The sequence below is a fragment of the Microbacterium sp. BF1 genome (assembly GCF_019279095.1).
Lineage (GTDB): Bacteria > Actinomycetota > Actinomycetes > Actinomycetales > Microbacteriaceae > Microbacterium > Microbacterium maritypicum.
The window spans coordinates 1-2,671 of the sequence record NZ_JAGYWT010000349.1 but is presented as its reverse complement, the minus strand read 5'-3'; the positions used below and the strand labels follow the sequence as shown (position 1 = coordinate 2,671).

Genomic DNA, 2,671 nt, shown 5'->3' with positions numbered 1-2,671 from the left:
GCAACGACGGCAGCGCCAGGACGTGCTCGGCGAGTGCGACCGCCTGAGCGGGCGTGGCTCCCCCGCGACCGGGATCATCGGTGAGGTTGATCTGCACGAGCACGTCGAGCCGATCGTCGCCGTCCGCCGCCCGGTGGAGGGCATCGGCGAATCGATCGCGATCGACCGAATGCACGACGCCCGCACTCCTGCGGATCGCGGCAGCCTTGTTCGTCTGCCCCTGCCCGATGAAATGCCAGCGCAGATCCAGAGCCGCGAGTTCGCCCTGCTTGGCCGACAGCTCCTGCTGGCGGTTCTCGCCGACGTCGTGCACACCGAGCTCGTACAGGTCGCGCACCAGGGATGCCGGGTGGAACTTCGTCACCACGATGCGGGTGATCTCCTCGGCGCTACGCCCTGCAGCGTGCGCGGCCACGGCGATCTTCTCGTCGATCGCCGACAGCCGCGCCGCCAGGAGGGACGACCCCGAGGCGTCGACCGGCGGGGTCACTTCAGGAATTCGGGGATGTCGATGTCGTCATCCGCGAAGGCCGGCTCGATGCTGGTCGCCGGCACACGCTGCTGCACGGGCTCGGGCTTGACCGTCTCGGTCTTGCTCTCGGTCTCTTCGGTGAGCGCGACCTCGGGAAGCGTCGTCGCGGCCGGCCGAGACACGACCATCGGGTCCAGACGCAGAGAGGGCTCGCCGCCGTCGAAGCCTGCCGCGATGACCGTCACCCGCACCTCGTCGCCGAGCGTGTCGTCGATGACGGTACCGAAGATGATGTTCGCCTCCGGGTGAGCGGCTTCCTTGACGAGGTCGGCCGCATCGTGGATCTCGAAGATGCCGAGGTTCGAGCCACCCTGGATCGAGAGGAGCACGCCGTGCGCGCCCTCGATGCTCGCTTCCAGGAGCGGAGACTCCACGGCCAGCTCGGCGGCCTTGATCGCACGGTCGGCGCCGCGTGCGGATCCGATGCCCATGAGCGCGGATCCCGCGCCCTGCATGACCGACTTCACGTCGGCGAAGTCGAGGTTGATGAGACCCGGGGTCGTGATGAGGTCGGTGATTCCCTGCACACCGGCGAGGAGAACCTGGTCAGCGGTGGCGAAGGCCTCGATCATCGAGATGCCGCGGTCGCTGATCTCGAGGAGACGATCGTTCGGCACCACGATGAGGGTGTCGACCTCTTCCTTGAGCTTGGACACGCCGGCCTCGGCCTGGCTCTGGCGACGACGACCCTCGAACGAGAACGGCTTGGTCACGACACCGATGGTGAGGGCACCGATGGACTTCGCGATGCGAGCCACGACGGGCGCGCCGCCGGTTCCGGTGCCACCGCCCTCGCCGGCCGTGACGAAGACCATGTCGGCGCCGGTCAGCGCCTGCTCGATCTCTTCGGCGTGGTCCTCGGCGGCACGACGCCCCACCTCGGGGTCGGCACCGGCACCGAGGCCGCGGGTGAGTTCGCGGCCCACGTCGAGCTTGACGTCGGCGTCGCTCATCAGCAGCGCCTGGGCGTCGGTGTTCACGGCGATGAACTCGACTCCGCGGAGGCCGAGATCGATCATGCGGTTGACGGCGTTGACGCCGCCACCGCCGACGCCGACGACCTTGATCACGGCGAGGTAGTTCTGGTTCTGGCTCATGGCCGGCCTCCGATTATTCGAGCCTGGAAGTGGGTGAACCTTAAACCTCAAGTAGAGGTGTAAAGTATTTCCCGGTATTGCGTTCTCTTTGATCGAAGGTAAGCGCCGCCCGGCCGCGTGCGCGCGAAGACACGGGCGTGTCGCGCCATTGCCCCGCGAAAGCGATCAGCCCGCGACCGCGACCTCGGGAGAAGTGACATCGATCGAGGCGGCATCCGGTTTCGCCGCCATGGTCTTCGAGAGGACGATGGCCTTCAGCGCGGACTTCTCGGCGCTCCCCCAGACGACCGTCAGCCCGCTGCTGAGAGTCAGGGTCACGTCATCGGCCGTCGTGGCCCTGATGCCGGTCAAGGCGGCGCGCACGTCGGAAGGCAGAGAGCGGACGACGAGACCGGCGCTGCGGAAAGCCGCGGAATCCACACCACCCTCCACGTCGATCACCGGCTGCCCCGCCGGCTGATCCGAGGTGGTGGAGAGGGCGACACCGGCGGCATCCACCAGCGTGTAGCCGGCCTCCGAACGGACGACGCCCACCGGGGTGCGTTCCACGATGCGCACCGTGAGGTCGTGCGGCGGGCGCGCTTCGAGTGCATACGTCTCGATGAGCGGGAAGGCGAGCAGCGCCGCTTTCACCTTGCTCGAATCGACGAGCGCGAGGGGGGTTCCGAGCTGGTCGCCGAGGGCGGCCTCGATCACTGCGGGGTCGAGGCTCGTGGCACCGTCGACGGTGATCTTCTGCACGGCGAAGAGCGGACTGTAGGCCGCCGCGACGCTGCCCCCGACGAGCAGGAGCGCGGCGCCGATGCTGCTCAACCAGATGATCCTGCGCCGTCGGGATCGCTGGGTGAAGCGTCGGATCTCGGCGCGAAGCGCCTTGCGTCGCGCACGCGCCGCACGCCAGACATCTCGCGTCGATGTCGGCTGCGGGTCATCGCCCGAGTCGTCGTGCGCGCTGTCGCCGGGAGTCATCGCGTCGATCGAGGCGAGCTCTTCCTCCACTCCGGCGTCGCGACGTCGTCGGCGAGACGTCGCCGCCGGCGCG

General features: G+C 68.4%; 3 protein-coding genes. All 3 read right to left on the bottom strand.

The annotated features are described in order from the left end of the window. A partial coding sequence (locus KZA10_RS11870) for an alanine racemase (protein ID WP_218682980.1) occupies positions 1-490 on the bottom strand: 490 nt, incomplete at its 3' end. Next, complete coding sequence (gene ftsZ, locus KZA10_RS11865; protein WP_017830231.1) at positions 487-1,629, bottom strand: cell division protein FtsZ; 1,143 nt, start codon at positions 1,627-1,629, stop codon at positions 487-489. The genes KZA10_RS11870 and ftsZ, both read right to left, overlap by 4 nt. A gap of 165 nt (positions 1,630-1,794) precedes the next feature. Next, positions 1,795-2,671: FtsQ-type POTRA domain-containing protein (locus KZA10_RS11860; RefSeq protein WP_256934776.1), on the bottom strand; the 877-nt coding region annotated here is incomplete at its 5' end.